General features: G+C 34.5%; 25 protein-coding genes, 2 pseudogenes and 1 riboswitch. Of the genes and pseudogenes, 10 read left to right on the top strand and 17 right to left on the bottom strand.

Translation table 11 applies throughout. The features are described from left to right. Positions 1-18 precede the first annotated feature (18 nt). The 6 genes and pseudogenes from arcD to COL05_RS32440 form a co-directional block, all read right to left on the bottom strand. Entirely contained in the window at positions 19-1,434 is a 1,416-nt protein-coding gene (gene arcD / locus COL05_RS12090) for an arginine-ornithine antiporter (RefSeq protein ID WP_098668780.1), read from the bottom strand. 99 nt (positions 1,435-1,533) lie between these two features. Next, complete coding sequence (gene argF, locus COL05_RS12085) at positions 1,534-2,532, bottom strand: ornithine carbamoyltransferase (protein ID WP_097844124.1); 999 nt, start codon at positions 2,530-2,532, stop codon at positions 1,534-1,536. 30 nt (positions 2,533-2,562) lie between these two features. Then, a complete protein-coding gene (arcA, locus tag COL05_RS12080) occupies positions 2,563-3,795 on the bottom strand; it encodes an arginine deiminase (RefSeq protein ID WP_097844125.1) in 1,233 nt (410 codons plus the stop codon). Positions 3,796-4,063: 268 nt separating this feature from the next. Then, positions 4,064-4,513 carry an arginine repressor gene (gene argR / locus COL05_RS12075; protein WP_098668779.1) on the bottom strand — a complete coding sequence of 150 codons (450 nt, stop codon included), beginning with the start codon at positions 4,511-4,513 and terminating at the stop codon, positions 4,064-4,066. Positions 4,514-4,665: 152 nt separating this feature from the next. Further along, entirely contained in the window at positions 4,666-5,592 is a 927-nt protein-coding gene (locus COL05_RS12070) for a methyl-accepting chemotaxis protein (RefSeq protein WP_483861167.1), read from the bottom strand. 15 nt (positions 5,593-5,607) lie between these two features. Further along, a pseudogene (locus COL05_RS32440) lies at positions 5,608-5,793 on the bottom strand (HAMP domain-containing protein); the annotation flags it as partial. A gap of 375 nt (positions 5,794-6,168) precedes the next feature. Between COL05_RS32440 and COL05_RS12065 the strand changes: the two are divergent. The 3 genes from COL05_RS12065 to COL05_RS12055 all read left to right on the top strand — a co-directional run bounded on the left by COL05_RS12065 (position 6,169) and on the right by COL05_RS12055 (position 8,643). Further along, a complete protein-coding gene (locus COL05_RS12065) occupies positions 6,169-6,891 on the top strand; it encodes an amino acid ABC transporter ATP-binding protein (protein WP_000616941.1) in 723 nt (240 codons plus the stop codon). Positions 6,892-7,012: 121 nt separating this feature from the next. Further along, a complete protein-coding gene (locus COL05_RS12060) occupies positions 7,013-7,807 on the top strand; it encodes an ABC transporter substrate-binding protein (protein WP_000823758.1) in 795 nt (264 codons plus the stop codon). Positions 7,808-7,950: 143 nt separating this feature from the next. After that, positions 7,951-8,643: an amino acid ABC transporter permease gene (locus COL05_RS12055; protein WP_098668777.1), complete on the top strand. Its 693-nt coding sequence runs from the start codon at positions 7,951-7,953 to the stop codon at positions 8,641-8,643. A 52-nt stretch (positions 8,644-8,695) separates the two neighbouring features. Here the strand turns inward: COL05_RS12055 and desB are convergent, their stop codons facing one another. Next, positions 8,696-9,781 (bottom strand): Delta(10) desaturase DesB, encoded by a 1,086-nt coding sequence (gene desB / locus COL05_RS12050; RefSeq protein ID WP_000661225.1) that lies wholly within the window; start codon positions 9,779-9,781, stop codon positions 8,696-8,698. A 581-nt stretch (positions 9,782-10,362) separates the two neighbouring features. On the opposite strand from desB, the gene COL05_RS12045 reads away from it, so the two are divergent. Then, the gene (locus tag COL05_RS12045) at positions 10,363-11,889 is read left to right on the top strand and encodes an FAD-dependent oxidoreductase (RefSeq protein WP_098668776.1); all 1,527 of its coding nucleotides are present in this window, start codon (positions 10,363-10,365) and stop codon (positions 11,887-11,889) included. A 138-nt stretch (positions 11,890-12,027) separates the two neighbouring features. Beyond that, positions 12,028-13,329, top strand: a complete 1,302-nt coding sequence (locus COL05_RS12040; RefSeq protein ID WP_097844129.1) for an MFS transporter — start codon at positions 12,028-12,030, stop codon at positions 13,327-13,329. Positions 13,330-13,343: 14 nt separating this feature from the next. Here the strand turns inward: COL05_RS12040 and COL05_RS12035 are convergent, their stop codons facing one another. Both COL05_RS12035 and COL05_RS12030 read right to left on the bottom strand, forming a co-directional pair. Then, on the bottom strand, positions 13,344-14,126 hold the full coding sequence (locus COL05_RS12035; RefSeq protein ID WP_098668775.1) for a nucleotidyltransferase domain-containing protein: 783 nt from the start codon (positions 14,124-14,126) through the stop codon (positions 13,344-13,346). 120 nt (positions 14,127-14,246) lie between these two features. After that, a complete protein-coding gene (locus COL05_RS12030; protein ID WP_098668774.1) occupies positions 14,247-15,356 on the bottom strand; it encodes a PRK06851 family protein in 1,110 nt (369 codons plus the stop codon). 149 nt (positions 15,357-15,505) lie between these two features. After that, positions 15,506-15,618: riboswitch (SAM riboswitch) on the top strand. A gap of 86 nt (positions 15,619-15,704) precedes the next feature. Between COL05_RS12030 and COL05_RS12025 the strand changes: the two genes are divergently transcribed. Continuing rightward, the gene (locus COL05_RS12025) at positions 15,705-16,337 is read left to right on the top strand and encodes a cyclase family protein (RefSeq protein ID WP_000862993.1); all 633 of its coding nucleotides are present in this window, start codon (positions 15,705-15,707) and stop codon (positions 16,335-16,337) included. A 27-nt stretch (positions 16,338-16,364) separates the two neighbouring features. On the opposite strand, the gene COL05_RS12020 is transcribed toward COL05_RS12025, so the two are convergent. From COL05_RS12020 to COL05_RS11990, 7 genes and pseudogenes are all read right to left on the bottom strand, one after another. Further along, a complete protein-coding gene (locus tag COL05_RS12020) occupies positions 16,365-16,745 on the bottom strand; it encodes a hypothetical protein (RefSeq protein ID WP_097844133.1) in 381 nt (126 codons plus the stop codon). Positions 16,746-17,002: 257 nt separating this feature from the next. After that, a pseudogene (locus tag COL05_RS12015) lies at positions 17,003-17,136 on the bottom strand (ATP-binding protein); the annotation flags it as partial. Between the two features lie 125 nt (positions 17,137-17,261). Then, positions 17,262-18,527: an S-adenosylmethionine decarboxylase related protein gene (locus COL05_RS12010; protein ID WP_098668773.1), complete on the bottom strand. Its 1,266-nt coding sequence runs from the start codon at positions 18,525-18,527 to the stop codon at positions 17,262-17,264. 236 nt (positions 18,528-18,763) lie between these two features. Beyond that, entirely contained in the window at positions 18,764-19,432 is a 669-nt protein-coding gene (locus COL05_RS12005) for an LSm family protein (RefSeq protein WP_098668772.1), read from the bottom strand. A 178-nt stretch (positions 19,433-19,610) separates the two neighbouring features. After that, positions 19,611-20,054: a hypothetical protein gene (locus COL05_RS12000; protein WP_000390383.1), complete on the bottom strand. Its 444-nt coding sequence runs from the start codon at positions 20,052-20,054 to the stop codon at positions 19,611-19,613. 21 nt (positions 20,055-20,075) lie between these two features. Next, on the bottom strand, positions 20,076-20,609 hold the full coding sequence (locus COL05_RS11995) for an LSm family protein (RefSeq protein WP_098668771.1): 534 nt from the start codon (positions 20,607-20,609) through the stop codon (positions 20,076-20,078). A 236-nt stretch (positions 20,610-20,845) separates the two neighbouring features. Further along, on the bottom strand, positions 20,846-21,085 hold the full coding sequence (locus tag COL05_RS11990) for a helix-turn-helix domain-containing protein (RefSeq protein WP_000993177.1): 240 nt from the start codon (positions 21,083-21,085) through the stop codon (positions 20,846-20,848). A 180-nt stretch (positions 21,086-21,265) separates the two neighbouring features. On the opposite strand from COL05_RS11990, the gene COL05_RS11985 reads away from it, so the two are divergent. Then, complete coding sequence (locus COL05_RS11985) at positions 21,266-21,634, top strand: hypothetical protein (RefSeq protein ID WP_000235467.1); 369 nt, start codon at positions 21,266-21,268, stop codon at positions 21,632-21,634. Positions 21,635-21,828: 194 nt separating this feature from the next. Here COL05_RS11985 and COL05_RS11975 read toward each other — a convergent pair whose 3' ends face one another. Further along, positions 21,829-22,878, bottom strand: a complete 1,050-nt coding sequence (locus COL05_RS11975; RefSeq protein WP_098668770.1) for an NAD(P)/FAD-dependent oxidoreductase — start codon at positions 22,876-22,878, stop codon at positions 21,829-21,831. A gap of 331 nt (positions 22,879-23,209) precedes the next feature. Here COL05_RS11975 and COL05_RS11965 point away from each other — a divergent pair, with 331 nt between their 5' ends. From COL05_RS11965 to COL05_RS11955, 3 genes are read left to right on the top strand one after another with little or no spacing between them, the layout of a single operon-like run. Further along, the gene (locus tag COL05_RS11965; RefSeq protein ID WP_098668769.1) at positions 23,210-24,130 is read left to right on the top strand and encodes an iron-hydroxamate ABC transporter substrate-binding protein; all 921 of its coding nucleotides are present in this window, start codon (positions 23,210-23,212) and stop codon (positions 24,128-24,130) included. Positions 24,131-24,178: 48 nt separating this feature from the next. After that, the gene (locus tag COL05_RS11960) at positions 24,179-25,219 is read left to right on the top strand and encodes a FecCD family ABC transporter permease (protein ID WP_142337446.1); all 1,041 of its coding nucleotides are present in this window, start codon (positions 24,179-24,181) and stop codon (positions 25,217-25,219) included. Further along, positions 25,216-26,223 carry a FecCD family ABC transporter permease gene (locus tag COL05_RS11955; RefSeq protein WP_098668767.1) on the top strand — a complete coding sequence of 336 codons (1,008 nt, stop codon included), beginning with the start codon at positions 25,216-25,218 and terminating at the stop codon, positions 26,221-26,223. The genes COL05_RS11960 and COL05_RS11955 overlap by 4 nt, the downstream gene beginning before the upstream one ends. The last annotated feature ends 98 nt before the right edge of the window (positions 26,224-26,321 follow it).

Genomic DNA, 26,321 nt, shown 5'->3' with positions numbered 1-26,321 from the left:
TTTCGTTTTCACAGAGCTTTATAAAGTAATGCTGCCTGTAATTAATCCATAAATCGCAAAAAATGCTAAAGCACCAATTGCTACGGATGATGCTAATTCCACTCGAGTAAATATTTGCTTCGAACTCTTTTGCTTTTGAACATTGTAAAAAATAAAAATACCTGGCGCATATAAAGTCATTGTTAATAGTAGATACTCTAAACCAGCTGCATAAACTAACCAAACGCCATAAATACTTGCTATCAAGCCAATTACTATATTTTTATTTCGATCTATTTCCTCAGACTTTAAGCTATGCTTCAGTTGATAAAATGCTGAAAAAGCATATGGAATTAAAATAGCTGAAGATGCTAAAGAGAATGCAAAGTTATACGCCTGATCAGAAACGACGAATGTTAACAAGAACATTTGAATTAAACCATTTGTTATCCATAATGAATTTACTGGAGCCTTATTTTTATTTTCTTTTGCGAACCATTTTGGAAATACTCCATCTTTAGCCGCTAAATATGGAATTTCAGAAGCGAGCAAAGTCCAACCTAACCAAGCACCTAATACAGAGATGACTAAACCTAAATTAATAAAGATAGCACCCCATTTTCCAACAACACTTTCAAATAAATAAGCCATAGCCGGATTTTTCAAACCAGCAATATCTGCTTGCTGCATAAGTCCAAGAGACAATAATGTGATTAAAATGTAAATGATGAGTGTACCAATTAAGCCAATAACCGTTGCTTTCCCTACATCACTTCTATTTTTTGCTCGACTGGATAAAACAACAGCACCTTCTACCCCAATAAATACCCATAAAGTTACAAGCATTGTACTTTTAACTTGGCTGCCAACTGCTCCCCATGAAAAAGAACCAGTTTGCCCCCAAAATCCATCTAAGAACGTATCAATATGAAACGCGAAGATTCCTATGACAATAAATACAAATACAGGTACTAATTTTGCGATTGTAGTTACTAAATTCACAAGTGCTGCTGATTGAACTCCACGTAAAATTAACATGTGAACACACCATAATAATACGCTTGCACCAATAATGGACGCTACATTTTGCCCGCCTTCAAAGATCGGGAAGAAATATCCTAATGAAGAAAACAATAATGTGCCGTAAGCTACATTCCCAAGCCAAGCAGATAGCCAGTATCCCCACGCACTATTAAACCCCATAAAATTACCAAACCCTGCTTTTGCATAGCTAAAAATACCACCATCTAAATCTGGCCGTTTTACAGTTAGATTTTGAAAAGATAATCCAAGTGCAATCATCCCAATTCCTGTTATAGCCCAGCCAATAATAATGGCTCCAGCTCCAGCTCCTTTTGCCATATCACTCGCTAAATTAAAGGCTCCACCGCCAATCATAGACCCCACTACAAGAGCCGTTAATGTAAACAATCCTAGTTTCTTATCTTCACCCATTCCACTCACCTCTCTTTAATTGCAATAACAATACAAAAGCAATAGTGAATGATAGTGTCTAAAGGAGGAGAAAGAAGAAAGGAATACTCCCTTTCTTCTTTACTCCATGTTTCCTAAAGTAGCTGCCATAACCGCTTTAATTGTATGCATTCTATTTTCAGCTTGATCAAATACTTTTGAATGTTTACTGCGGAATACTTCGTCAGTTACCTCCATTTCTTTCAACCCATATTTCTCATAAACTTCTTCGCCATACATCGTTTCGACATCATGAAATGCAGGTAAACAATGTAAGAAAATCACGTTTTCATTCCCTGTTTCTTTAATCATTTTCATATTTACTTGATAAGGTTTCAATAACTCGACACGTTCAGCAAATTTTTCTTCTTCCCCCATAGACACCCATACATCTGTATAAATTACATCTGCATTCGCAACAGCTTCTTCCACATTACTTGTTATCATTACCTGTTCATTATATTTTTTTGCTAAATCTATTACTTCTTGTGCAGGCCATAAAGTTTCCGGTGTACAAATACGTACATCCATTCCAACGATTGCGCCACCAACTAGTAAGCTATTAGCAACATTATTTCGTCCATCTCCAACGTAAACGAGCTTCACATTTTTCAATTTCCCTACATGTTCTCTAATTGTTAATAAATCTGCTAATGTTTGTGTTGGATGCCACATGTCTGTTAATCCATTCCAAACTGGCACACCAGAATTTTGTGCTAAAGATTCTACAGTTTCATGATTAAATCCACGAAACTCAATTCCGTCAAACATACGCCCTAACACTTTTGCTGTATCCTCTACAGATTCTTTTTTCCCAAGCTGAATATCACCTTTCCCTAAATATTCAGGATTCGCTCCTAAATCTGTACATGCTACTGTAAATGCACAACGCGTACGAGTGGAAGTTTTTTCAAATAAGAGCGCTACATTTTTACCTTCTAAATAATGATGAGGGATACCATTTTTCTTTTTCTCTTTTAATTCTGCTGCCAAATCTAGAAAATATAACAATTCTTCTTGTGTAAAATCTTTTTCTGCTAGAAAGCTTTTTCCTTTTAAATTTGGTCTCGTCATTAACATACTTCATCCCTACTTTCTCCATTATTTATACTAGATATCTTTACGAACAATTGGCATACTCATGCAACGTGGACCCCCACGACCACGAGATAATTCCGAACTTAGCACCTCAATCACTTCTATACCGTGTTCCCGTAATAACGTATTAGATACATAGTTGCGATCATATGTAACAACCACACCTGGCGCGATTGCTAATGTATTCGAGCCATCATTCCATTGTTCACGAGCAGAAGCAATTACATCTCCTCCTCCACATGGAATAAGAACTAATTCACTTAAGCCTAATACTTCTTTTAATGCTTCCATTAAAGAAGTACGATGTGTAATTTTGAGGGTTTCCTCATCTGGTCCTTTTTCTAAAATATAAATATTCATATTCCCTTTTGGCCCTTGAATAGCTGGATGAATTGTGAACTTGTCATAATCAACCATTGTAAATACTGTATCTAAATGCATAAATGCTCGGCATTTTGGAATTTCTATTGCTAATACTTTCTTAATTTTATTTTGTCGACTAAAGAGATTTTTAGCTAAACGTTCAATTGCTTTAGCTGAAGTACGAGCAGATACTCCAATCGCAATTGTTTCTTCATTTAAAATTAGCTCGTCGCCACCTTCAATTGGAAATTTATAATCACGATCTAACCAGATTGGTACATTATGTTTTGCAAATCTTGGATGATATTTAATGATGTACTCCATGAATAATGATTCACGTCTACGCGCTGGTTCTCTCATCTTATTTATCGTTAAGCCATCACCCACGCTAGCTGCTGGATCTCGAGTAAAATATAAATTAGGCATTGGGTCTAAGTAAAACGGATAGTGATCCTCCATTAATTCATATAAATGTGTCTTCTTACTTGTTTCAATTTCGTTTTTCCGTACACCGCCCATAATTTTTTGAATTAATTCTTCATTTGAAAAGGAAAGTAAATATTCTTTTAAAGTTTGATGTGCAACATTTACGTCGGCCTGTCCTTCTTTTAAAATACGATCAACAAATTCTTCTCGAAGTTTTTTATCTACTAACGCCTCAGCGGCTAGTTTTTCTAAATAAAGAACTTCAACACCCCGATTGCGTAACGTTTGTGCAAAGTAATCATGCTCTTTTTGAATAATTGGTAAATATGGAATATCGTCAAATAATAATTGCTGCAAATAATCTGGTGTTAAGTTTTCCACTTCTTTACCAGGTCGTTTTAATAAAACCGTTTGTAATTCCCCAATTTCTGACGTAACATGTATCGGATGCTTCATTTGTTGTACCTCCTTTTAAATATGTTTGATGTCTTACAAGTACATAATAAATGTTACGCTCTTTCACCTTTGTGAAATCATCCACATTATCATTGTGAAATATTAAACAAGTTATTTTTTTAAAATCATATTAATTTGTATTTTTATAATAATCCATCCCGATTTTTCAATAGAAAATACATATATTACGCATATATGTTGAATATTTACCTTCCGTATTTACACAAAAATCCTGTTTTTAATAAAAATTAAAAACAGGACTTTGCATCTAAATAATTAAATTTAATCTTTCTTCTAAAATCTCCCTATCTGATTTCGACTGAGAAATTATAAGGCATGTATCATTTCCACATATACATCCTATTTTTTCTTTCCAATCTAACTCATCAAACAAAGCACCAATAACATGTGCATTTCCAGGTAATGTTTTAATAACTATTAATTGATCTACACAATCAATTTTCACAACAACCTCTCGTAATTTTTTCTTTAACTTTATATCAGTTTGTAAATGCTCTTCTGAGAAAATTTTATATATCATCAATCCTTCTTGAGAAGGTACCTTCGTTAAGTTTAACTCACGAATATCTCGAGAAACCGTAGCTTGTGTTACTAATACATCCTTTTTTGCTAACAATTCTACTAATCTTTCTTGTTTCTCTATTTCATACTCTTTTACAAATTGTTTAATTAATCGTTGTCTTTTTTCTTTTTTCATAAAAGACACCCCTTTTAATATTATAGCTCGCTATAATTTTCATCCGAAAGGGACAGAAAAGAATGTTGCGGAAACGTTCATAGTTTATATCTTTTAACTATAGATATTAAATCTAGCTAAAAAAGAGAAGAACAGTATTCTGTTCTTCTCTTTTACATTGAAAATCGTTCAATTGTTTGTTTCAAGTCCTCTGCTTGTTGCTCTAAATCCTTTAATAATTGATCAATTACTACCATATTTTTAGATTGTTGCAACGTCACACGCGCCACTTCTTGTGAACCAGCTGATGTTTCCTCAGCAATTGCTGCCACAGCTTTCGTCTGTGCTCCTGTTTGATGAATGTGGCTCACTTGTTCGTTCATATAGCCACTAATTTGCTTCGTTGCATCAGCAACTTCCATAATGCTTGATGACATTTCTTTTAAAATTAATTCCGTAGCTTCCCCACGTTTCGCCTCTTCTTTAGCTATTTTCACTTGTTCTGTCATTTTCATTGCAACTTGTTGTACTTCCTCTTGCATATTTCGTAATAACTGCGATATGTTTCTTGCAGAATGATCACTTTCATCAGCAAGTTTCCGTACTTCTTCAGCAACAACCGCAAAGCCTCTTCCATGCTCTCCTGCACGAGCAGCCTCAATAGAAGCGTTTAGTGCTAATAAATTTGTTTGGCTAGCAATCTCACTCACAACAGATACAATGTGTTCTACTTGTTTCATTCTTTCCTCTAACTTCTGTACATTTTGCATTGAATCTTCATTTTCTTTCGCCAATGTTTGAATACCTTGAATTAAAGACGTAAAGACACGAGTACTATGCCCTAAAGCTTGAACCATTTCTGAAGACAACTCATCAGACTGTTTCGCTTTCTCTTCTACTTCACTTGCAATTGATGTTGTTGTATCAACAGCAGAAACAATTGCCTGAATGGATGCCGCTGATTGCTCAGCTCCAGAAGAAATCTCTGCAAGTGTTTCAGAAACACCTTGTGCTTGTTTCGTTGCTTCGCCTGTTTGTTTTCTAATTTGCTGTACTTGATTGTTTGTATATGAAAATGTTGTATCAATATTTTTTACCATGCCCCTTAAGTTCCCTAGCATCATATTAAATGCAACACTTAAAGATTTAATTTCATCATCAGTGTTTGGTAATGGAACATCTTCACGAATATCTCCTTCAGCCGCTTTTCTCGCCGCCTCCTCTAACTTTCGAAGCGGTTTAATTAAAAATACCGCTGCTCCATATGCTAAAATTCCAGACCATACTACCCCTAATAACATAACGATAATATTATATGCAGTTTGACTTACATAACTTTGAAAATAATCGTATATCACATAAATAAAAAATATACTTGTTGAATATGTAATTAAAGCTAAAACTGTAGTGAATAGCATAAGTTGTGTACGTAAGCCAAAGGAAAATGTCTTCCTTTCTTTTTCCATCTCTTCTTTCCCCCTTTTTATAAGTAATATAAGTACTACCTATATATTATTATCCATATTTTCATTATAGAAGGATATAGGGATTTAAAAAATTATTATTTCCTTGAATATCAAATCCACTAAAAAAAATAAAGGATTCTGACAATTTGTGACTAATAACAGAAATAAGGAGCAACATTTGTAAAATATATTTTTGACTGGGGGTTTTGTATGATTCAGGTTCGAAATCTAGTAAAATCATTTGGCTCACTTGATGTTTTAAAAGGAATTGATTTAGAAGTACAAGAAAAAGAAGTTGTTGTTTTAATTGGTGCCAGTGGTTCTGGTAAAAGTACATTACTTCGCTGTCTTAACTTTTTAGAAATGTACGATGAAGGTGAAATTCACTTACAAGGTGAACAAATCGATCCCAAGCACTCAAATTTAAATAAAGTCCGTGAAAATGTCGGTATGGTTTTTCAGCACTTTAACCTCTTTCCCCATATGACCTCATTAGAAAACATCATAGAAGCACCTATTCATGTGAAAAAATTAGAAACAGCAAATGCAAAGGAAATCGGAAATCAGCTCCTGCAAAAAGTCGGCTTACAAGACAAAGCAGATGTAACGCCCCACCTCCTTTCAGGTGGTCAAAAACAGCGCATTGCTATTGCACGGGCTCTTGCTATGAATCCTAAAATTATGCTATTTGATGAACCTACCTCAGCCTTAGACCCTGAACTTGTTGGAGAAGTACTGCAAGTTATGAAAGAACTTGCTGAAGAAGGAATGACCATGGTTATTGTTACTCATGAAATGAATTTCGCGAGAGATGTAGCTGATCGCGTCATTTTTATGGACGACGGAAAAATTGTAGAAGACGCTCCGCCAGCGCAATTCTTTTCAGCTCCATCACACGAACGAGCAAAACAATTTTTACGCAACGTTTTATAGTGTAACTTCTGTTTCAAACGAAAAGAAATACATTCATACGGTGCACAACTAATCATCTAAATACAATATTTCAATAACATACTTAAAGCCATCCGTATGATCAATATATAGGAGGGGTTTTATGAAAAGAAAACTATTAACCATTGTTGCGAGTATTACATTATGTACATCTTTCATACTAGGAGCATGTAGTAAGGAAAGCTCTACTACTTCTTCAAATGGTGAAAAAGAATTTCGTTATGCGATGAGTGGCTTATATAAACCTTTTAACTATAAAGAAAATGACGGAAAGCTTGTCGGCTTTGATGTAGAAATAGGTGAGGCACTTGCGAAAAAAATGAATATGAAACCCACTCCTATTACAAATCCATGGGAAACGCTAATCCAAGGTCTCAAGGCGAAAAAGTATGATGTAATACTAGGAAGTATGGCAATTACAGAAGAACGCTTAAAAGCTGTTAATTTCTCCAATCCTTATTACCGTTCTGGTGCCCAAATTTTTGTGGCTAAAAAGAATGCATCTATCTCTTCTCCAGAGGATTTGAAAGGTAAGAAAGTTGGTGTTGTAAAAGCCAGTACCTTTAAAAACCTTGTTGCAAAACATACAGATCAAATTACAGAATACGATAGCGATATTACTGCACTTATGGATTTAGAGCCTGGACGTATTGATGCGGTAATCACTGATCAAATGGTTGGTTTAAGAATGATTAAAGAAGGTAAATCAAATATAAAAGAAGCTGGAAAACCATTAAATCTTGATGAAATGGGAATTGCTATTCGTAAAGATGATAAAGAAATGGTTGAGAAAGTAAATAAAGCTTTAGATGAAATTATTAAAGATGGTACGTATGAAAAGATTAGTAAAAAATGGTTTGGACGTAATATTCTTGGTGAGGAGGAAAAAACGAAGTAAATTAGTTATTCAAAAGTTTCATCCATTACACCCCACTTTTTATCCCGCTATTTATGGGCAGTAAAACTCCCAATTAGTGCGAGATACTAATCAGTGGGGTATTTCATTCCCTACCAAAATCCATACAATATGAGGTGACACATATGTTTGAAATTTTTATGTCTACTTATCCCACACTCTTAAAAGCTACTATTGTCACATTACAATTAACACTAACATCCCTATTACTGGGTTCACTAATTGGATTACTATTCGCTTTTTTTCGGATTTCTAACAATAAAGTTTTAAATAGTATTGCTCATGTATATATCGCCATTATTCGTGGTACACCTTTAATTGTTCAAATTGCCATTCTCTATTTCGGGATTACATCCGTTGTTGTTTTTACTCCTTTTTGGGCAGGAGCAATTGCTTTAGCAATCCATAACGGTGCATATATTACTGAAATTTTCCGCGGATCCATCCAATCTATTGACCGTGGACAATTGGAAGCTGCTCGTTCTCTAGGTATGCCTTATCCTTTAGCAATGCGCCGTATTGTACTACCGCAAGCATTTCGTCAATCTCTTCCTCCTTTAGGAAATCAATTTATTATTGGATTAAAAGATTCTTCACTTGTTGCTTACGTAGGAATGTCCGAATTATGGGGATCAGGTTTATCTATTGCTGCAGGTAACTTCCAACAATTAGAAACATACATAATCGTTGGTTTATATTATCTCGTGCTTGTTCTCCTATTCACTTACCTTGTTAACCTTTTGGAAAAACGACTACAAAGAAAAGAAACTAACTCTGTCCAGGTCCATACAAAGAAGAAAAAGGCAGTTTCTTTATAAGAAAAAGCAAGCCTGAGATGGCTTGCTTTTTCACTGCAACATATATCTATTTTTACTGATTTACTTTTTTAATACTTTCTTCTTCCTCTATATGTTCCTCACGATATGAAATATTATGAGGATCTAGTCCATTTCCTAAAGAACCATAGAAATGCTCTCTATGCGGATCCACTAATTCACTTCCTTGATAATACACACGTGGTGTATTCCATAGCGCTGCCAAAGCTTTTGTCATTGGCATCTCATGATAGCGTTCCGGCCACATTTCTTTAATTTTCTCTTTTACTAATGGATAGTATTTAGAGCTCATAGCAGGGAACAGATGATGTTCTGTATGATATGAGAAATTGAAATGTAAAACGTCTACCCAACGCGGCACTGTTACTGACAAACAGTTTGCTAATGGATCATTTACTGGAACAATTGGATTTAAGCGGTGATTTGTTGCGATATATGCCATTACAATAAAGTTAGCAATTAACAACGGAATCACATATGCAAATAACCATTTTCCTGGTCCCATAATAAACAATAAACTAATCCAAACTGTCCAAGGCAAAAGAAGTTGAAGCCATACAGATTTTTGATTGGATGACTTAAATTCTTTTATAAAATGAAAGAACATTCGAGTCGAATGTAATGTAAATTGAATGGTTAGTGACAGAAAACTAAAGAATGAACGTACATGAAGAGGCATACGATATACCCAGCTCAAAAACTTACTCTTTTTCAGCTTCTCAAGTGTAGGCCATGCATCTGGATCATTCTCTTCATGTTGTGTATGAACGTGATGCGTTGCATTGTGCCACTTTCTCCAAAGTTTAGGACCCGTCGATAATGGCATAAACGCAATTGCTCCTAAGAAATCTCGAAGCCATGCCTTTCTTACAACAGTTCCATGTAAAATTTCATGCCCTAAAAACCCAAGTGAAGCAAAACATAATCCAAGAACAATCGCAATTCCTAGATTCGCCCACACATTCAATTCAAATACACCAATCGATATTAATCCCGCCAATGCCACAAGCAAATAAGCCAGTCCACCAAATAAACGAGTAGGAACTGGTTTGAATGCTTTTTTCGGCAAATGTGGTGATACACGTGCTGCATACCACCCAAACGTATGAAGCTCCTTCATCCTTTTGCCCCTTTCTTATGCCGCGTCTTACGCAACTTACATATATCAATTCTTGCTTCCAGATTGATTTTACTAGCTGATTAAAAAGCATCTATGTATAAGGAAAATATACTCACTCTATCGTCACTTATTTTTTCGCTTTTATTATCAATGAAAAACATTTCTCTTTTTACTCTCTATCAACCTTTCCACATGATAAATCATATCAATAGAATTTCCATATTGTCAACAACTTTTATGACCTAGTAATAAAAGTTGGTTATATTTTTATAATTATATTTTATTTCACTAAAGAAAAAACATAGACTTTATAAGGTTTCATCCATTATCTATATACATACACTTATATACTATAGACTCTATCTTATTCAATAACTCTCTGTGTAAATAACAAATAAACTCACCTGAATCTAGCTTTGCACAACTCCTATCTCTTCATACCGACAACACTTAAAATTATATTAAAATAATTTTATCTTTCTTTTAATAAAAATAGGCCCTCTCTAAAACAGCACACATGAATTTCATATCTTATGGAAATATTAAAAGGAAAATTGTTCTAAAATCGGGAGGTTTCTATAATGACAAGCGATACATTTCCACAATTTCCATTATCTTATTGGATTGAATCTACTCAAATCCCTGCTTTTCCCCCTTTATCCGAAAATGTAAAGACGAAAGTCGCTGTTATCGGTGCTGGTATTACAGGTATTACTACTGCTTATTTACTTGCGAAAGAAGGCATCGATGTTGTTTTAATTGATTCTGGTCTTATTTTAAACGGAACAACTGGGCATACAACAGCAAAGGTAACAGCTCAACATGATCTAATTTATGATGAATTCATAAATCATTTCGGTTTGGAAAAAGCCAGTCTTTACTATGAAGCAAATAATCATGCTCTACAATTTATTAATGAAACTGTGCAAACATATAAAATCGACTGTAATTTCTCAAATGAAGATTCATATTTATATACAACTACCGATAATGGATTAAGAAATTTATCGAAAGAATATGAAGCCTATCAAAAATTAAATATACCTTGTGACTATGTTCAATCTCTATCGATTCCAATTCCAGTACAATCTGCACTTGTCATGAAAAATCAAGCACAATTCCATCCCCTTCTTTATTTGAAAACACTTTTAGAAAAGTTTGTGGAGATGGGCGGAAAAGTTTATGAACAAACTACAGCTATTGATGTAGAAAAGGGTAATTATCCACAAGTCATTACAAAAGGCGGACATCGCATCACTTGTGAATATATTGTCTCTTGTTCACATTTTCCTTTTTATGATGCGAATAGCTTTTTCTTTACGCGAATGTACGCAGAACGCTCTTATGCTCTTGCTATTAAAGCAAAAACAGATTATCCAGGTGGCATGTATTTAAGTATTGATGACCCAAAACGCTCCTTACGTTACACAACAAACAATGGGGAAAAATTAATTTTAATTGGCGGAGAAAGTCATAAAACAGGACAAGGAATAAACACGATGCTTCATTACGAAGCACTTTATTCTTTTGCGGAAGCAACGTTTGGAATAGATGAAGTTCCTTATAGATGGTCAACACAAGATTTAATCACGCTAGATAAGCTCCCTTATATTGGACATATTAACGAGAGCAATCCAAATATATTTGTTGCAACTGGATATCGTAAATGGGGAATGACAACTGGAACTGCTGCCGCTCATTTACTGAAGGATTCCATTCTAAAAGTACACAGTCCGTATAAAGAACTGTATGCACCATCACGCTTCCATGCAAATCCAGATATAAAAACGTTCCTCTCCCAAAACCTTGATGTTGCGAAACATTTAATTGAAGGAAAGATTGAAACTGCATTACGTAAACCAGAAGACCTCGAAGTTGGTGAAGGATCTGTCGTACATGTTAACGGGAAACGAGCAGGTGCTTATAAAGACAAAGATGGAAAATTACATATTGTTGATACAACTTGTACACATCTCGGCTGCGAAGTTGAATGGAATAATGGTGATTGTACTTGGGACTGTCCTTGCCACGGTTCCCGCTTTTCAATTGAGGGAGATGTTATTGAAGGTCCGGCAGATCAACCGTTAAAACGAGTTGATAATGAGTAAATAAAGAAGTTCAACAGGTTTCCTGTTGAACTTCTTTATTTGTTATAAACCTTTTCAGGTAAATCCCGATACAAGAAGGAAAATATTAATATCAAATAAAATAATATATTCATCTACAAATTAAAAGGGGTGAACATTATGCAACCTTCAGCTCCACCTCACCTAGAATCTACAGAAACTATCTTTTCGAGCTCTATTACAAAACTTGTTGTTTTTATTTGTTGGCTAGCTATTCTAGCTGATGGATATGATTTAGGTATTTACGGTGCCGTTCTGCCAAAGCTCCTAGAAGACAAAAGTTGGGCACTTTCACCGGCACACGCTGGTACAATTGCTAGCTATGCTTTATTTGGTATGTTTATTGGCGCTATTCTAGTTGGAACCATTACAGATCTAATTGGACGAAAATGGACTCTTATATGCTGTTTAGCACTTTTTTCTATCACAATGGGTATAGCTGCACTTGCGCCTTCTCCCGAATTATTTGGTTTATCTCGGTTTATCGGAGGAATCGGATTAGGTGGTGTTATTCCAACAGCTTCAGCACTTACCGTTGAATATTCACCAAAAAAGCGACAATCTTTTATTTATGCTCTTATGTTTACTGGCTATCCTTTAGGGATCGTATTAGGCGCTATTTTGTCTATGTTTATGTTAGAAGATTTCGGATGGAGAACTATGTTTGGCATCGGAATGATTCCACTACTCCTCATTCCTTTCATTATTCGTTATTTACCTGAATCCATTCAATTTTTATTATCACGTAATCGCCAGGAAGAAGTAGACAAAATCCTTCATCGTTTTCAAATTGAATTCCATAAAAACGATGAAACTCATCAACCGCCATCTAATATACGAAAGAAAAATGGATTCCTTACTTTATTCTCAAAAGAATACAGAAAAGCAACGCTGCTTTTTTGGATCACTTATATAATGGGTATGTTTTTAATTTATGGTTTAAATACTTGGTTACCGCAGATGATGCGCCAAGCGGGATACCCTCTTGGATCTAGTTTATCATTTCTACTTATGTTAAATATTACTGCCGCTATCGGTGCATTATTTGCTGGAGCAATCGCCGATCGTATAGGAGCTAAAATTGTTATTAGCATCTCCTATCTTATGGCAGCTATATGTATTGGACTATTAACAATTAAACCATCTGTTACAATCATCTATCTTTTAATTGGCCTTGCTGGAATTGGATCAGTTGGCATTACTCAAATATTAAATGCATATGTAACACAATACTTCCCATCCCATATTCGGGCTACTTCGTTAGGATGGGGACTTGGACTTGGCCGAGTTGGTGCAATAGCTGGTCCTATTCTTGTCGGTATTATTATGACAATGCAATACGACTTAGCATGGAATTTTTACTTATTCTCATTTGCAGGTCTTCTTGCAGCTATATCTGTTTTCTTTATTCCTACAAAATAAAGCAGAGCACAATCTTACTTGTGCTCTGTTTTATATACTGCAAACAACATATCTCGAAACAACGTATTTAAACTCTCAATATCAATTCCTGATCCCTTTTCAATTCCTTTTACATATTGCTGATAGTAATGAATTTGCTCTTCTAAAAATTGATTCAACACCTCAATTTTTAATCCAATATCTAGCTCAGTACCTGCCTTTTTCTTTATTAACAATTGTTCAATTTCATCTAATACGCTACGTTCTAATGATAATTCTGTAATCAATCGATCGAATTCTACAGGTGGTAAAGTCTCTTTCTCCTCTAGCCACTTACAAGCTAAAATAGGACGTAATACGTAGAAGTACTTTTTCAACTTTACATTCTCACCTTGCAAAAATTCACGATAATTTTTTGAAGCCATATGTAAGTAATGATATATCGTTGCTTTTGGATCAAAATCCTTTTCACTCATTTGTTGAAGTTGCTCTGGGAAATTAGAGTTTTTCGAATAAAAAATTGGTGATCGAATCCACTCGAGTAAAGCTGGATTTGACTTTGCGAATAGTTGTAATGCCTTTTTAATATCCCATCCGCTTATATCTAAATCATCACTAATCGGATACTCAATTACATCTCGTTTATCATGAATTGATAAATACCACTCTACCGGATGCATATAAACAAATCTAACATCATAATCACTATCTTTTGATGGAAATCCCCAAGCACGACTCCCTGATTCTACTGCAAATAAAATTTTCACATCATTCTCTTTTTCAATTCTGTCTAACTCCAACTTAATTTTTTCTCTCATTTCATACCCTCTCCATTTTTTGATTATTTCCTTGGAAATTCGACAAATATACTACTAAGTTTACTACATACTAAAATAGCTGTCAGAAAATTCCCGACAGCTTGTCAAAACCTCTTATTTTTACTTGTTCTTTTCTGTTACACTAACCGCAATTCGTTCAAACTCTTTTTGAATCTCCTCTTTATATGCGTCTACTTTTGAAAAATCCATAGCAGCAATATAAATTCGTTCCAATTTATCACGAACTGATTTTGCCTTTGCTAAGAAAGACATTGCTTCATTCATTTTTGCTTTATATTGAATCGACACATCACGAATTTCTGTCGCATACTTTTCATCTGTCCCTGGTGTCACGATCAATGCATACATATCTATAATTTCATCACCTTCGCGGCTCGGAAAATACTCATGTGGCGCAGTGCTATCAAAAATTGCAAATCCTAATTCTCTTACGATCACCATATCAAGACTATTTGGATCAAATCCACAATGATATACTTCAACTTCAAATCCTTTTTCTTCTGCTGCGTTAGCTAATTTTTTGAGCATTGTTGATTTTCCAGAGCCAGGACGTCCTTTTATAAAATAACGATGTGATAATCCTTCTGTTAAATTAGGAACAAAATCAACTGCACCTTTCGGTGTAGCTGCCCCTAAAAAGCGATGTTTCACAAGCGATTGTTTCCCAACTTTATCTGTAAATAATTTCTGAATGAGCTGATCTGTTAGTTCATTTGCTTTATCAAAATTAATATTATCAATATATATTTTCTCCCACTCATCATGTATAACCAATGCCTCGTTAAAACGAGCGTAAGCAGCTTGAAAAGCTTTGCTTGCTTCTGAAACAAATCGTTCAATTTCCACCTTCTGCTTTCTTAATTTATCTGAATCCCACGCAACACCTAAATTGATATACTCCTCGACAACTCCTGGCATTTTCGGCTCAATAACATGCGGTGATGTTCCATCAACAATTCCTACTTTTAACTTCGGGATAATGACACCATCAACCGATTTGTTATCAGAAGAACAGTGTAAAAATTCAATATTATATCCCTTTTCAACCCATTCACGACCTATTGCCTTAATTAAAGAAGATTTTCCCGTTCCAGGTCCACCCTTTAAAATAAATAATCTGTTTAGTCCTTTTAAATTCTCTTCGTATAAATTATGAAATCCTCTAGCTGTATTTCCACCAGCATAATAATTCAATACATTCCCTGTCACTGCACTCACTCCTTCGCAGCATTCTATTTACATAAGCTACAATATGCGAGCAACTTTATTTGGGTGAATACCTATTTTGTGTTGCACATAAAAAGGAAATGAATTACAATTTTATTATAAAGAAAATTCCAAACTTTAAATTAAATATACCTTTATCAAGAGAGGCAGAGGGACCGGCCCTTTGAAGCCCAGCAACCTCAGTTTATACAAACTGAATAGGTGCTAATTCCTGCAAAATGCATTGCATTTTGAAAGATAAAACGTAACTATTGTGTGCAAAACTCATCTTTCTTGACTATGAAAGGTGAGTTTTTTATATTTCAAAACATATACTTGGAGGTATTTAAAGTGAAAGTAATTGACCTATCGCAAACATTTGAAAACAGTATGTCTCAATTTCCTGGAACACCAAAAATCAATCTAGAAGCCATTACAAGTGTTGAAGAGACAGGCTATCAAGTTACAGACTTTCATTCTGTCGTTCATGTTGGTACGCATTGTGATGCTCCTGCTCATTTCATTTCAGGCGCAACGACGATTGACCAATTACCTTTAGATCAATTTGTAGGTGAAGCTGTTCTTATCGATGTTACTCATGTACAAGAACGGAAGCTACCTAAAGAAGTATTACAAAACGCTGACATAAGAGAAGATGATATTGTCATTTTCCATTCCAATCTATCTACTAAATGGAATACAGAAGCATATGAGAAAGAAGCTTTTTATCTTTCGGAAGAATTAGCTGAAGAACTCGTTCAATTAAAAGTAAAATCTGTCGGTTTAGATTTCATCTCTCCTGATGAAGTAACGACAGAAACATCGCCAATTCATCACATACTACTTGGGAATAATATTTATTTAATCGAAAACTTAACAAACTTAGATGCCATTCACACGAAACGTTTCTTTTTCTCAGCAGCACCTTTAAAAATTAAAAATAGCGACGGTGCTTTTGCAAGAGCATTCGCTGTAATTTTTTAAACAAACTATACAAAAAAGCAAAGATCATCATTGACCTTTGCTTCTATTTCTTTTATTTAAACTAAGAAAGAATTGCTCGACACGAGGACGTAACCAAGCTAAATAATCTTTCTCTTTCTTCTTTGTACAAGCTATTTCTTCCCCATCTACCATTCCAACAAGCTCTAGCTCTAACAGTTGCCTCGTAAATGCTAACATATTTATTTCTTCATCCGGATACTCTTCTTTTAATTTCTCCTCAATTTCCCCTAATAAAAAACCGTCACGCATCATTGCCAATGCATCAATCCAAAGTGGCGGCATTTCATATTTTTCTCCTGTAATTGTATCTTTTACAATATAATTCTTTTGCTCTTTTCGAAATTGAATCGTGTGTAAGCATACAGTCGAATTTAATGTTAATTCCATCATACCACCTCTTTCATAATATCTGCATAGAAAAAAGGATGCGCGTGCACCCCTTCTTTTTCTGACACTACCGAACCGTTACATGAATAACAAATCTCATGTCGATATTTTCCTCCATTATAAACGAAGTATTTTATAAAAAAAACCCTTCTTGAAACATTTTATAAAATGTTTATATTTACACAACAAGAACACTTTTCTGAATTTTTTCTTCTAGCCCATCATACTATCGATAAAAAATCTTCACCTTCGTTCCTATTCCCATCTATTTGCAATTGAAAATTCACTCTATATTGTGCTGCATAACTTTCCACAAGCTGTACAACATATAACATAATATCGTATCGGCAGGATTTCTTTCTTTTTGCATTTGTGTAAATCCTTTTACAGCTCCTCTTTCCTTATATATCTAACTTTTAAAGTAGTTGTTCATATAAGTATAAAATTGCTTTCAAGGCAATATGTAACCTTATCATACGAAAAGGAAGGAGATCTCCCCTTCCTTTTCATCACAACTTATATCCATCTTACCCGGTCATGCAGCAACCCATCCGCAAAGTCATTTTTACCAACTACAAAATCATTCATATATAATTTCAAATATTCTCCATACTTACTTTCTGTATTTAATAATAATTCCTCTACATAATAAGCACCTTGTTTAAAGTCATCGAACAGCAAACTACACAAGCCAGCATAAATTCCGCATCCTACTTGGAAGTAAGTCGCATTCGTTTTATATTTATGAAAAACTTGACTGCTATTCATTACGTTATACATATATGTCTCGCTATTTTCATAAACGAGTAATACACCGACTAGATCCTCGCCCGCAATCTCTTCTTCGGCTGGATTAAATACTTTACGATTCCAATTCCATAAATCTTCTACCTTATCTAAATTTTCCCTAATTATATTTGTTGTATACTCATTAATTCGGTAAAGAAACCCAACTTCCATGTTAAAGTTTTTCCCTAAAATTAAAACTTCCTCATGTGGCATTAAACAACCATAGAACTCTTTCTCCCCTAACTTTACTTTATACTCTGAAGCATATACATCTTCATAAAAATAAAGAGGACGATGATGACTCATATACATCGGATAACTCCATATCGCTTCATCTAAAAATCGCTCTACTGCCCATGAAGCATAAAGTGTATGAGGCTTTATAAGTGCTGCATCATGTAAAAATGACGTATCATGTTCTACTATATAACATGCTTTTGGCTTTTCATTTGGACGTTCCTTCATAAGTTCAACAACCATCCATTGAACAACACCTGGGTTCATACCTGAGCCTATAATTGCTTTTGTATTTGTAAATTTCTCTTTTTCCTTCTCAAACCGCGTATATCTTTCCGTAAGTTGAAAGCCAATTAAACTATCGTCCTGATCTACTACCTCATTTTCCAAAGCTGAATTAATATAGCAAATTCCAAGTTCATTACAACAGCTTAATACTCTAATTGTATCTGCCCCTGAAACATCAATAACAACGCTCGTACCACTTTCTTTTAAATGCTGTTTAAATGTCACTACATCTTGGAGATTTATTTCAGATAAAAACAATTGCTCTTTTAAATTTGGAAACAACTCATCATAATAATTCCTATCTTTTTGTTTTATATCAACTAAATGAAATGTCACATTCTTTATCGTTTCATAAATCGGGTCTTTTTCATTTACTATCGCTTGATTTAAAATTGCTAAAACTGCTTTTGCTGCTCCACCAGCACTACCAAGTAATGTAATCGATAACGAATTCGGAAACTGCTCCACCAACAAAACCCCTTTAATATATTAGTTAAGCAGTTCTCCCTCAAAAAAATAAATTGAATATATGAAAAGATAGCTCGTACATATATTTGTAATTTCGCACAAGATTATCACTCCATAGATAAAGCTAACATATTTATATTCAGTTCATTTTTCCCCTCATATTCAAATCGAGCTAAACAAATAGGCTCGACCTTTTCTTCTACATATAAAAGAAAAAGCCAGCCCTTTCAACTCGCTTACGGACAGTGGACAGATTTTACATGTTGAATATTTACATACATTTTCGCATCACGCGCTTTTAATATTTCAATATGCCCCTCATCAATCTTCGCCATCTTTCCGATCTTATTAGATTCCTCACCTAAATCGAACACCATGATTTTTCCAGCCATTTTAATAAGTTGTTCTTCAAACGTTCGAGCTAACGTAATATTTAACGGATTCACAGGGAGTTCATTTTTATTGAGGGCATAAGGCACTTGATTCTCTTTATACGGAATTAACCACTTCAAGTGTTTTAAAGATATATATACAGTTTTATAAACTGGACTATAAAAAACGATATAATCGTTCATTATACTTGTAACATACCCATGTATTGGAGCATTTCCGGCTACATAAATTTCTGTAAAAATCCCTTTAGAAGTACTTAATACTTTCCTCAAAGAAATGGAAGGGGATTCTCTCTTAATTACAGAATCCACATCTGGTTTTGAGATTTCTTCATCATATGGTCGTAAAAACTTATAATATTGTACATGGTATAAAGATATATATACGTAGTCTTGTCCATTGTAAAGAACAACGATATCATTTCCTACGTCTATTAATACACCTTTAAATCTTTTTTCACCGATTAGTTTAACATATATATTTTCTCCAATATTTTTGTTTAATTCGTTCATCTATATCCTCCTTTCTATGAAATTGCAATTTTCCTGTATTTTATTCTAAAAATAATCAGGGGCAATGCTCTGTTTTTTAATAGTAAGAAATCCCTTTTCATATACCCCAAAATAATTACAGAGAAATATGAAATCATTCTTTATTTTCAATCATAATGCCCCTTTTATTTATTAAACATTATTCTTCTTCATTCTTTTTGTTCTTAACTATTTGACTCACACTCTTAACATGAGAATTAATTACATAAATAACCTCATGACCGTTTACTAGTGTAATATTTCCATCATGTATATCACTTAATAAACCTTCCACACACTCTGGTCCACCACGATTAATCTTTATCCATTTATACTTCAAGTCATTTAATACATCTAAAAAAGTATCTTCTTCCGCATAGAAACATGAACCATATTCTTCTTGTGCTTCTTTCACTTTTCTGACTAGACTCTTCACATGTTTCAGCTGATAATACACTAATTCTCCATGAGGTAATTGTAGTGCAAGGTAATCTTTTCCTAACAATAATAGTACACCTACTCGACTTTCCGGTCCGCGAAGATTTACTTTTACATTCTCACCGACTAACCCTTTGATTTGATCACAACATAATACATCCTCCAAATTCATACCCTCCTTTCTGTTTTATCTTCCTCTACTTGATTGTCTTAGTGCGCGAGCTCGACTTGAATTATTGCTGTTTTCATTACTTTTCTCATTGCTACTCTCATCGCTACCCTCATCACTCTCTCCACTTACTGGTGCATTATAATTAACACTCTTAATATGAGATAGTGCAATTAATACAACTTCTTCTTTAATAATCAATGTTACATACTCGTCAGAAACATCTTGTAAAATACCTTCAATTTTCTCTGGTCCACCACGGTTAATTTTCACCCAGCGGTATTTAAAATTTTGAAGTAACGTTTCAAAGTCTTCTGCAATGTCTTCTTCCGCCCATCCAAAATCACCTATTCCACCATCTTTCGTATTTTGGGTAATGCTTTTCAGATGACGAAGTTGGTAATAATGGTTTTCTCCTTTTTCATTCTCTAATCCGAAGTAGTCCGCACCTAATGATACTATTGTTCCTTTTTGAGATTCTGGTCCACCTCTGTTTACTCTTACATAAGATCCAATTAAGTCTTTCAAAAAATCCCAATGAAATAAACTCACGAGAAAACTCCTTCCATTAATTTATAAGCTTTTGCACTGATAGTATATGTATCTGTACAGGTTACGTTCTCTATGTTTGTCCTAGCTAGAAAAAAATATGCTTTTGACATGGTAGACTACTACCTATCAAAATTTCATGGAACGCCGGAGGGCTCTTTAGGCTTTTGATAGCTTTAGACAAAAAATCCCATATGAAGATACATTTCTGCATATCTTCATACGGGATTTCCCATCGTTTAATCTTCGTCTTTAACATCCATATCTTCTGGAATTGGTTCGTTTAATATTTCTTCCACTAATTGCTTATATTTCTCCATTTGTTCTAAATGTGTATTGAATTGTTCTTTATTTAATAAATATTGCTCTCCATCAAATAGCGCACGAACTTTCTTTTGCTGAATTAGCTCTTCAATATACGACTTTGGTAAATTCAAATACTCCGCAGCTTCTTCTACTGTTATATACAACGCGTTCATTCCTTTATCATTTTTTCCTATATACTGTATCTTACTTTATTTTTGTAAACAAATAAAAAAGATTTTGTAAATGCAATTTAAAAAGAAGGTGGATGCATTCCATTTATTGTATAATAATATAGTAAAGATTTTTTTAAATATAGAATGGTATTACCCATTTACACAAAGGAGAGTTAACATATGGCTACTCGTCACATCATTACAATGTTAGAAAAAACATTACAAGCTGAAACAGAAAACACAATTTCTCATTTAACTACATCTTTATCTGATCGTATTCTTTCTCAAAGCACAGCAATACATGAAAACAATTGTTACCATACAATTAGGGAATGGTACAAAAATCATTTCTTATTCCAACAAGATGATTTCCTTTGGGCTAAATACGCTTTCTATGACGCATATTGTGAAGCTATAAAGGAACAAGGACATCTTACAAAACGCGTCCGTCAAATATTAGAATCACTAGCTCGTATGCATGGCAAACAGTACATTGCTTCTATATTAAATATGCCATTTCCTAACGAAAAAGCTAAAGGGACAGCATGATGTAATACTGTTCTGCGTCAGCAAAACATAGATTCATTGTTTTCTAGGCAAATTTACAAATAAAACGTTCATTTCACATGAACTAATGAAACCGGTGTCATTATAATGATTGAAAATATAGTAAACAGGAAAACCCCCATTTGCCTCTCTTATCATTCGAATAGAGAAGTAAATGGGGGGTTGCTTGTTTTTTATTATTTCATCATCTGCTTGATCAATTCACGATTTCTTTTCTTAAATACTTCATTGTGCGAAGAAACCATTCCATACTCGCTTGCATCTGGCTGAATAAATTGTTTCGCTTTATTTACAGCATTTCCAGCATCTTGGAATGCTCCCGCAATTAAGTGTAATTTCCCTTCATGCTTTAAAATATCTCCCGCAGCATATAATCCATCTACTGAAGACTCACTATTTGCATTACCAGCAATAAAGTAATTATCTACAATTGCGACATCTAGCTCACTATTTTCCAACAATGTAATGTCACGTTCATATCCATGATTAATAATAACTTCATCAATAGCTAACTGAGAAACCTCACCTGTTTCATGATTTGTTAATTCTACATATTCAATCGTTTCATGGTTATCACCAGCAATTAATGTTGTAATCGATGTATTAAAGAAACATTCTGCCGAACTATTCATAAGTTGTTTTACTTGCGCCTCATGACCCGATAATTCTTCTTTTCTATATGTTAAATAAACTTTTTTCGCAATTGGTTCTAACTCATTTGCCCAATCAATTGCAGAGTTACCTCCGCCTGAAATAATGACCGTTTTATCTTTGAAACGTTTTAACGATTTAACTGTATAATTTAAATTTGATACTTCAAATCGCTCCGCACCTTCTATTGATAACTTTTGTGGATTTAATATACCACTTCCTGTTGCAACGATCACTGTTTTTGAAAAATGTTCTTCTCCAGTGCTTGTTTTTAACGTGAAAATACCATCTTTATTACGAATAATGGATTCTATTTTTGTATTCAATACAACTTCCGGCTGAAATGTTAACCCTTGTTGTACAAGTTGCTCAATTAACTTTTCACCAGTAATCGGTAATAATCCGCCAATATCCCAAATCATTTTCTCCGGATAAACATGTATTTTTCCACCTAACTGTGGTTGAAATTCTATTATTTTTGTTTTCATCTCTCTGAGTCCACTATAAAAAGCTGAATAAAGCCCTGCAGGTCCCCCGCCTATCACGGTTACATCAAATAATTCTTCTCTATTCATTAACCTTCACTCCTCAGCTACTAATCATTGATTATCATTCTCAATAAAATATAACCTGTTTCCGCAAAATTTACAATTAAAATTACTATTGACAATACACCTATATAAAATTATATTATTTAAAGAATCAATAGTGATAATCATTATCAACTTGTTAATAATTAGCAAATTTGAGATTACATCTTCTTTCATTACTATGGTTAATACTATATTGTAAAATCTCATATTCAAGATTTTTAATAAGTATTTTGCATTACCACTACTCTTTCAAAAAGATTGCAGTTAAACAACTTATTGTATACACATATCATCTATTTAAAGGAGACAGACGATGAAAAAGTTATTTATTTCACTAACAGTTCTTTTCGTTTTTGTTATGAGTGCTTGTAGCAATGGCTCTACGGACAAAAAGAACGATGCAAAAGGTAGCAAATCAGAAACAATTACATACCAATCTGAAGATGGTAAAAAAGTAGAAGTTCCTGCAAATCCAAAACGCGTTGTTGTTTTATCATCATTCGCTGGTAACGTAATGTCATTAGGAGTAAATCTTGTTGGGGTAGATTCATGGTCTAAACAAAACCCACGTTTTGATAGCAAACTTAAAAATGTTGCTGAAGTATCAGATGAAAATGTTGAAAAAATCGCTGAACTAAATCCAGATTTAATCATTGGTTTATCAAATATTAAAAATGTTGATAAGTTAAAGAAAATCGCGCCTACTGTAACGTACACTTACGGAAAAGTTGATTACTTAACACAACATTTAGAAATCGGTAAGTTATTAAACAAAGAAAAAGAAGCAAAAACTTGGGTTGATGACTTCAAGAAACGTGCACAAGATGCTGGTAAAGAAATTAAAGCAAAAATTGGTGAAGATGCAACAGTTTCTGTTGTAGAAAACTTCAACAAGCAGCTTTATGTATACGGCGAGAACTGGGGCCGTGGAACAGAAATTCTGTACCAAGAAATGAAATTAAAAATGCCTGAAAAAGTAAAAGAAAAAGCATTAAAAGAAGGTTACTACGCATTATCTACTGAGGTATTACCTGAGTTTGCTGGTGATTACTTAATCGTAAGTAAAAACAAAGATACTGATAACTCATTCCAAGAGACAGAATCATATAAAAACATCCCAGCAGTAAAAAATAATCGTGTATACGAAGCGAACATGATGGAATTCTATTTCAATGATCCACTTACATTGGACTTCCAACTAGACTTCTTCAAGAAAAGCTTTCTTGGTAAATAATACAAACATGAGGAATTCTTAAATTAAGAATTCCTCTTCCTTTATTCTATGAACAGAAAAGATGTGAAACGAATGACAAAAGATCACGACAATCCACGTTCTATAGCTTTTACATACAAGCTTATTTTAAGCATAATTGCATTCTTTCTTATTTTTATGGTAGCAATGGTATTAGGGGCTGCAGATACTTCAATAAAAGATGTATGGTTAGCACTCACTTCTTCCGCTAAAGGGGACAAACTATCTATTATTCGCGAAATTCGTTTACCACGTGAAGTAGCTGCTATTTTTGTAGGAGCTGGACTTGCTGTTTCTGGAGCAATTATGCAAGGATTAACACGAAATCCACTTGCGGATCCTGGATTATTAGGATTATCTGGTGGAGCAAATGCTGCACTTGCGTTAACGCTGGCCTTCAACCCTTCCATCAGCTATCTTTACTTAACATTTGCTTGCTTTATCGGTGCTGCAATTGGTGCAGTTATGGTATTTGGCATTGGTATGGTGAAAAAAGGCGGACTTTCTCCTCTTCGAATTGTATTAGCAGGGGCTGCCGTTTCCGCATTTCTACTTGCCATTTCAGAAGGCGTCGGCATTTACTTCAAAATTTCACAAGAGGTATCACTTTGGACTGCTGGGGGCGTAATTGGAACAACTTGGGGCCAATTAAAAATTATTATTCCAATCATTTCAATCAGCATCTTTATCGCTATCTTACTAGCAAAAAAATTAACGGTTCTTAGTTTCAGTGAAGAAGTGGCTATTGGACTAGGTCAAAAAATTATTGTTATTAAAACCATTCTATTTATCATTATTATCTTACTTGCAGGTGCGTCTGTAGCGCTTGTAGGAAATATGGCATTTATCGGTTTAATGATACCTCACATGGTACGCCCAATTGTCGGTCCAGATTACCGATTTGTTATACCGATGTCAGCAATTGCTGGGGCCTCCTTTATGCTACTTGCAGATACAATTGGACGTACTATTAACGCTCCATATGAAACACCAGTTGCTGCTATTGTCGCAATTGTAGGGTTACCATTCTTCCTATTCATTGTACGTAAAGGAGGAAAAACATTCTCATGATGCAATCTATTCTAAGAAAACAACGTCTTATTATACTTGCTTTACTTTTACTAACCATCACAACCATTGTAGTTGGAATGGGACTCGGTTCAGCATCTTTATCTTATGATCGATTACTCCCAACATTAATGGGACAAGGGACTTTTAAAGAGGAGTTCGTTTTATACTCTTTACGGCTACCTAGACTTGTCATTACATTATTAGCTGGTATGGCTCTCGCTTTATCAGGGGCTATTCTGCAAGGAATTACCCGAAATGATTTAGCTGAACCTGGTATTCTCGGAATCAACTCTGGGGCCGGTGTTGCTGTTGCTATTTTCTTTTTATACTTTCCAATAGATGTAGGTTCATTTCTTTACTTACTACCTGTCGTTGGATTTATCGGAGCATTTCTGACAGCTGTTCTAATTTACGTATTTTCATACAGTAAATCAACTGGACTTCAACCAATCCGACTAACATTAACTGGTATTGGTTTTTCATTTGCACTATCTGGAATGATGATTGTTCTTATTTCATCGGCTGATCGTATGAAGGTGGACTTTATCGCCAAATGGATTGCCGGAAACATTTGGGGAGATGACTGGGTCTTCGTTTTAGCAATGCTCCCGTGGTTAATCGTATTCATTCCGTTCGTTTTCTATAAAGCAAATCGATTAAACATTCTAGCATTAAACGAGCCAGTTGCAATCGGTGTTGGAATTGAAATTGAAAAGGAGCGTAGATATTTATTAGTTGCAGCCGTTGCACTTGCTGCTGCAGCAGTTTCCGTAACAGGAGGAATTAGCTTTATCGGACTAATGGCTCCTCATATCGCAAAATCTTTAGTAGGTCCGAGACATCAAATATTCATGCCTATCGCCGTTTTAATCGGTGGATGGCTATTGCTATTAGCAGACACAATCGGAAGAAACATCGTTGAACCTAATGGCATCCCAGCAGGTATTGTCGTTGCTTTAATTGGTGCTCCTTACTTTATGTATCTGTTGCTTAAGAAGGCATAAGAAACACCCTCAAGAGTGAAATCTTGAGGGTGTTTTTATCCCGCTTTAATGGGCAGTAAGACCCACGCCTCAAAATGCAGCGAAAGCAAAGAATTTAG

The organism is Bacillus sp. AFS059628 (assembly GCF_002571225.1).
Classification (GTDB): Bacteria; Bacillota; Bacilli; order Bacillales; family Bacillaceae_G; genus Bacillus_A.
Note: the sequence above shows the minus strand (reverse complement) of the source record. Positions and strands in the feature narration are given on the sequence as shown.

Excerpts from the sequence above, each read along its gene's own strand:
- arcD (WP_098668780.1), bottom strand. The coding sequence starts at position 1,434 with ATGGGTGAAGATAAGAAACTAGGATTGTTTACATTAACGGCTCTTGTA.
- argF (WP_097844124.1), bottom strand. The coding sequence starts at position 2,532 with ATGTTAATGACGAGACCAAATTTAAAAGGAAAAAGCTTTCTAGCAGAA.
- arcA (WP_097844125.1), bottom strand. The coding sequence starts at position 3,795 with ATGAAGCATCCGATACATGTTACGTCAGAAATTGGGGAATTACAAACG.
- argR (WP_098668779.1), bottom strand. The coding sequence starts at position 4,513 with ATGAAAAAAGAAAAAAGACAACGATTAATTAAACAATTTGTAAAAGAG.
- COL05_RS12070 (WP_483861167.1), bottom strand. The coding sequence starts at position 5,592 with ATGGTAAAAAATATTGATACAACATTTTCATATACAAACAATCAAGTA.
- COL05_RS12065 (WP_000616941.1), top strand. The coding sequence starts at position 6,169 with ATGATTCAGGTTCGAAATCTAGTAAAATCATTTGGCTCACTTGATGTT.
- COL05_RS12060 (WP_000823758.1), top strand. The coding sequence starts at position 7,013 with ATGAAAAGAAAACTATTAACCATTGTTGCGAGTATTACATTATGTACA.
- COL05_RS12055 (WP_098668777.1), top strand. The coding sequence starts at position 7,951 with ATGTTTGAAATTTTTATGTCTACTTATCCCACACTCTTAAAAGCTACT.
- desB (WP_000661225.1), bottom strand. The coding sequence starts at position 9,781 with ATGAAGGAGCTTCATACGTTTGGGTGGTATGCAGCACGTGTATCACCA.
- COL05_RS12045 (WP_098668776.1), top strand. The coding sequence starts at position 10,363 with ATGACAAGCGATACATTTCCACAATTTCCATTATCTTATTGGATTGAA.
- COL05_RS12040 (WP_097844129.1), top strand. The coding sequence starts at position 12,028 with ATGCAACCTTCAGCTCCACCTCACCTAGAATCTACAGAAACTATCTTT.
- COL05_RS12035 (WP_098668775.1), bottom strand. The coding sequence starts at position 14,126 with ATGAGAGAAAAAATTAAGTTGGAGTTAGACAGAATTGAAAAAGAGAAT.
- COL05_RS12020 (WP_097844133.1), bottom strand. The coding sequence starts at position 16,745 with ATGGAATTAACATTAAATTCGACTGTATGCTTACACACGATTCAATTT.
- COL05_RS12005 (WP_098668772.1), bottom strand. The coding sequence starts at position 19,432 with ATGAACGAATTAAACAAAAATATTGGAGAAAATATATATGTTAAACTA.
- COL05_RS11990 (WP_000993177.1), bottom strand. The coding sequence starts at position 21,085 with ATGAACGCGTTGTATATAACAGTAGAAGAAGCTGCGGAGTATTTGAAT.
- COL05_RS11985 (WP_000235467.1), top strand. The coding sequence starts at position 21,266 with ATGGCTACTCGTCACATCATTACAATGTTAGAAAAAACATTACAAGCT.
- COL05_RS11975 (WP_098668770.1), bottom strand. The coding sequence starts at position 22,878 with ATGAATAGAGAAGAATTATTTGATGTAACCGTGATAGGCGGGGGACCT.
- COL05_RS11965 (WP_098668769.1), top strand. The coding sequence starts at position 23,210 with ATGAAAAAGTTATTTATTTCACTAACAGTTCTTTTCGTTTTTGTTATG.
- COL05_RS11960 (WP_142337446.1), top strand. The coding sequence starts at position 24,179 with ATGAACAGAAAAGATGTGAAACGAATGACAAAAGATCACGACAATCCA.
- COL05_RS11955 (WP_098668767.1), top strand. The coding sequence starts at position 25,216 with ATGATGCAATCTATTCTAAGAAAACAACGTCTTATTATACTTGCTTTA.